The following is a 4,567-nucleotide window of genomic DNA, read 5'->3' as shown; positions in this document are numbered from 1 at the left end:
CCGCCGAAGGCCCCGCCGCCGGCTCCTGTTGCCGCCGCCCCCGCTCCTGCGCCCGTGGCCCCGCCGGCCCCGGCGCCTGCTCCGGCTGTCGTGCCGGTGCCGGTCAGCGAGAAGGTGACCTACGCCGCCGACGCGTTCTTCGACTTCGACAAGGCGACCCTGAAGCCCGAGGCCAAGAGCAAGCTCGACGACCTGGCCAGCAAGATCGCCGGTCTGAACCTGGAAGTCGTGATCGCCGTCGGCCACACCGACTCGGTCGGTTCCGACGCCTACAACCAGAAGCTGTCGCTGCGTCGTTCGGAGGCCGTCAAGGCTTATCTCGAGTCGAAGGGCATCGAGAAGAACCGCATCTACACCGAAGGCAAGGGCGAGAAGCAACCGGTGGCAGACAACAAGACCGCCGATGGCCGCGCGAAGAATCGCCGCACGGAAATCGAAGTGGTCGGTACGCGTACCAAGAAGTAAGCTGGCTTGGTCCGCTTCGAAACCCCGCCTCGGCGGGGTTTTTTGTTTCTTCGCGCCATTTCCAGCGCCTACCATCCGCTCATGACGACGAACGATGCCTCGGCAATGAACGCCGACCCCCAGGAACTCGCGAAGTTCGGTGACCTGGCTCACCGCTGGTGGGACCCGGAGAGCGAGTTCCGGCCGCTGCACCAGATCAACCGCTGCGGCTCGAGTGGCTCGCCAAGCTGGCCGGCGGGCTCCAGGGCAAGCGTGTGCTCGACGTCGGTTGCGGGGGCGGCATCCTGTCCGATGCGATGGCGCGCCAGGGCGCCGAGGTGCTGGGGATCGACCTGTCGAGCAAGGCGCTCAAGGTGGCACAGCTGCACGCTCTGGAGGTGGCCACACCATCGGTGCAGTACCGGGAAATCGCCGCCGAGGCGCTGGCGGCCGAGCAACCGGGCCGCTACGACGTCGTGACCTGCATGGAAATGCTCGAGCACGTTCCCGATCCGTCTTCGATCGTGCAGGCTTGCGCTGCGCTGGTGCGGCCCGGAGGGCACGTGTTCTTCTCGACGTTGAACCGCAATCCCAAGGCCTTCCTGTTCGCGATCGTCGGTGCGGAATACCTGCTCAAGCTGCTGCCGCGTGGAACGCACGAGTACGCGCGCTTCATCCGCCCGAGCGAACTGGCACGCTGGTGTCGCGAAGCCGATCTCGACGTGAGCGCGACCCGCGGCATGGAATACAACCCGGTCACGCGCCGCTACTGGCTGAGCGCCGACACCAGCGTGAACTACCTGTTCGGCTGCCGCAGAGCATGAGCGCGCGCTTTAGTGTGCGCGCCGTGCTGTCGACCTCGATGGCACGCTCGCCGACACCGCACCCGACCTCGGCGGGGCCCTGAACCGACTGCGCGAGCGGCGCGGCCTGCCCGCGCTGCCGATATCGCAGTTGCGTCCGGTCGCGTCGGCCGGCGCGCGCGGCATGCTGGGCGCCGGACTCGGCATGCATCCCGGCGACGACGACTACGAAACGGCGCGCGCCGAGTTCCTGACGGAGTACGAGGCCGCGCTCGACCGCGACACCCGCCTGTTCGACGGGGTGGCCGGGTGCCTTGCATCGCTCGCGCAGTGCGGCCTGTCCTGGGGCATCGTGACCAACAAGGCGACCCGCTTCACAGGCCCGGTGGTGGCGGGCTTGGGGCTCGATCGCCTGACCTCGGTGGTGATCTCGGGTGACACCACCCCGCATGCCAAGCCGCATCCGGCGCCGCTGTTCGAAGCCTGCCGGCGGCTTGGGGTCGCGCCGCGCGAGGCCGTGTACGTGGGCGACGACCTGCGCGACATCGAGGCGGCGCGCGCCGCCGGCATGCCCGCCATCGCTGCGGCCTACGGTTACCTCGGAGCGACGCCGGATCTCGATGCCTGGGGCGCCGACGCGGTGATCGCAACGCCGCTCGACCTGCTGTCACTGCTTGCGCCCCTTTGAGTGAAAGCGTGGCGTTGACCCGCGAGTGCGCGCGCGAGCACACTGCTACGGCCGTCCCGACCGCCCCGTCCGCGTCAGCGATGACTTCCTCCCGCACACGATCGCCAGCTCCGTTCCCTTCTCGGCAGTGTGGCGCCGTGCCGCGTGCCCTGTTGTGGACCGCGGGCGGCGTAGCGACCTTCGCTCTGCTGTGGACGCTGCTGATCGGCGCCTGGTTGCCGGGCTTCCTGAAACCACGCATTGAGGCAGCGGCCAGCGAGGCGCTCGGCGCACCACTGGCGCTGGATCGCATCGAACTGGCGCCATGGAGCTGGAGGCGGTGATCGCAGGCCTGAAGCTCGGGCCGGCCGAGGCGCCCTGGCTGCGCGTCGCCGAGCTGCGCGCCGACCTGTCCATCGAGTCGTTGTGGCGGCTCGCGCCGGTGCTCGAGCGCGTGCTGGTTCGCGAGCCGCAGATCGAACTGGAGCGCCAGGCGATCGGGCGCTACAACATCACGCCGATGCTCGAAGCCTTGGCGAAGCAGCCGCCGGCGCCGCCCGATGCCAAGCCGGCGCGCTTCGCGCTGAACAACATTCGTCTCGAAGGCGGGCGCATCCACATCGTCGACCGCGTGTCTCGCAGTGAGCACCACGTGGAGGGGCTGCAGATCGGCGTTCCCTTCGTCTCGAATCTGCCTTCTCAGGTGACGATCGACGTCGAACCGCTGCTCGACGCCCGGGTCAACGGCAGCCACCTGCAGGTGCAGGGCAAGACCCAGCCGTTCGCCGAGGGGCGCCGCTCACACGTCGACGTGAGCTGGCAGCAGCTCGACGTGCCGCGCTGGGTCGAGGCGTTTGCGCCACTGCTGCCGCAGGCGTTGCCGATCGATGTCCTGCGAGGGCAGCTCGACCTGCGGCTCGCGATCGGCTTCGAGCAGCGGCCCGCACCGGCGGCGCCCCTGTTGCGGATCGCTGGCAGCGCCACGCTGTCCCAGATGCAGACGGTGGTTCCGGCGCAGGGCGCGCGGGTCGCGGTGGAACGTCTGGCGATCGAGGGGCTGGACCTGCAGCCGCTGGAGCGCAAGGCCATCGTGGGCGCGATCCGGCTGCAGGCGCCGCAGCTCGAGGTCGACCTGCCGCGCCTCACGGCCGCGGGGCCGGCACCTACCGGCAAGGACCGCCTGGTGCTGTCCGATGCGCCAGCCTCGGCCGCCAGTGCAGCGGGCGGGGCCGCCTCGGCGCCCGCCGTGGCTGGCGATGCCGACGGCTGGCAATGGCGGGTGGACAAGCTCGAGCTGGCCGAAGGCCGCGTGTTGCTCACCGAGCCGGCCTGGCCGCAGGGTCAGGCGCTGACGCCCATCACGCTGGCGGTCAGCGGACTTGACGCCCGCCCCGATGCGCCGCCCGCCACGCTGGCACTTTCGCTGGTCGACGCGCAGGGCGCCAAGGTCCAGGTCGATGGCACGCTGTCGGTCGCGGCCCGCAACGCTCGGCTGAAAGCGACGTGGCCGGCTTCAAGCCGACCGCTTGGCTCGCGCCGTGGCAGACGCTGCTTCCAGTGCGCGTGGTGGGGGCCGACGTGGCGCTGCAGGCGCAGGCCGAGGTCGGCCCGACGAGCTGGTCCATCAGCGAAGGCGCCCTACAGCTCACGGGACTGGAAGTGCAGCCGGTCGGTGCCGCCGCGGCGCCTCCGCCGCCGTCGGCACGCAAGACAGCTGGCAAGCTCGCCAAGCCAGACGCGGCGACGGACCGGCTGCGCCTGTCGCGGCTCGACGTGAACGGGCTGCAGGTCGGTGCCGGCGCCGCCGAGCCAATCGTGGCCCGCATTGCTGCCGTGAAGCTGGAGGGCCTGGACCTCGAGGCGGCGCGCAACGAGCGAGGCCTGATCGGGTGGCAGCCGCCGCCCGCCGAGCCGGCGGTCTCGGCGTCGGCCGCCGCGCAGGAACGGTCGACCCCGCCGCCGCGCTGGCAGGTCGGCGAAATGAGTTGCAGCAACTGCCGCGTCACCCTCAGCGATCGCAGCGTCAAGCCGGTCGCGGTCTTCGGTGTCACGCGCACCGATGTCAAGTTGCGCCAGCTCGACAGCGACCTGACCAAGCCGCTGAGCTTCGAGTTGGCCACGGCCCTGCAGCACGGCGGCCGGCTGCGTGCCAGCGGCACCGCGCGACCGCAGCCGCTGGCGCTGCGCAGCAAGATCGACCTCGATTCCCTCGACCTGCGCGCGCTGCAGCCTTATGTCGAGGCGCAGTTGAACGTCGCGCTGGTGTCGGCGAAGGTCAGCGCGCGAGGCGAGCTGCAGGTCGACGGGACGGCGCAGGAGGCCGTGTCGCTGGCGCGCTGGCGCGGACGTCTGGCGCTGCGGGAGCTGCGCCTGCTCGACCAGATCAACCAGGCCGAGTTCGTGCGCTTCAAGGGCCTGCAGTTCGATGCGGCCGATGTCGGATGGCGGCCCGCCGCGGTCCAGGCCGATCTGGGTACCGTCACGCTCGACGACTTCTACGGCAGGGTGATCGTCAACGCGGATGGCCGCATCAACCTGTCCGAGATCGTCAAGCGCCCAGGCGACGCCACCCCTCGCTCGCTGACCACCGAGACCGCGTCCGGCGCCGCACCTGCCGCACCACCTGAGCCGGCGCCGCCGGCCCCGGCGGCGG

At 70.6% G+C, this 4,567-nt stretch carries 5 protein-coding genes and 1 pseudogene; all 6 read left to right on the top strand.

The window, feature by feature from the left end; all coding sequences use genetic code 11:
- Positions 1 to 465 (top strand): outer membrane protein OmpA (gene ompA / locus Y694_RS19895; protein WP_036235738.1); only part of this gene is annotated, 465 nt, incomplete at its 5' end.
- A gap of 81 nt (positions 466 to 546) precedes the next feature.
- Positions 547 to 1,268, top strand: a pseudogene (gene ubiG / locus Y694_RS19890) (bifunctional 2-polyprenyl-6-hydroxyphenol methylase/3-demethylubiquinol 3-O-methyltransferase UbiG).
- A gap of 79 nt (positions 1,269 to 1,347) precedes the next feature.
- Positions 1,348 to 1,935, top strand: a complete 588-nt coding sequence (locus Y694_RS19885; RefSeq protein ID WP_051495922.1) for an HAD family hydrolase — start codon at positions 1,348 to 1,350, stop codon at positions 1,933 to 1,935.
- A 137-nt stretch (positions 1,936 to 2,072) separates the two neighbouring features.
- Positions 2,073 to 2,258, top strand: coding sequence for a hypothetical protein (locus tag Y694_RS19880; RefSeq protein ID WP_036235733.1), 186 nt, complete (start codon positions 2,073 to 2,075; stop codon positions 2,256 to 2,258).
- Positions 2,240 to 3,691 carry a DUF748 domain-containing protein gene (locus Y694_RS19875; protein WP_036235731.1) on the top strand — a complete coding sequence of 484 codons (1,452 nt, stop codon included), beginning with the start codon at positions 2,240 to 2,242 and terminating at the stop codon, positions 3,689 to 3,691. The genes Y694_RS19880 and Y694_RS19875 overlap by 19 nt, the downstream gene beginning before the upstream one ends.
- Positions 3,688 to 4,567, top strand: an 880-nt coding sequence (locus tag Y694_RS23785; RefSeq protein ID WP_197028830.1) for a DUF748 domain-containing protein, incomplete at its 3' end; no start/stop codon positions are given. The genes Y694_RS19875 and Y694_RS23785, both read left to right, overlap by 4 nt.

This window comes from Methylibium sp. T29-B, from assembly GCF_000576225.1.
GTDB classification, from domain to species: domain Bacteria; phylum Pseudomonadota; class Gammaproteobacteria; order Burkholderiales; family Burkholderiaceae_C; genus Methylibium; species Methylibium petroleiphilum.
The sequence above is the reverse complement of the archived record's forward strand: the minus strand, read 5'-3'. Positions and strand labels throughout refer to the sequence as shown.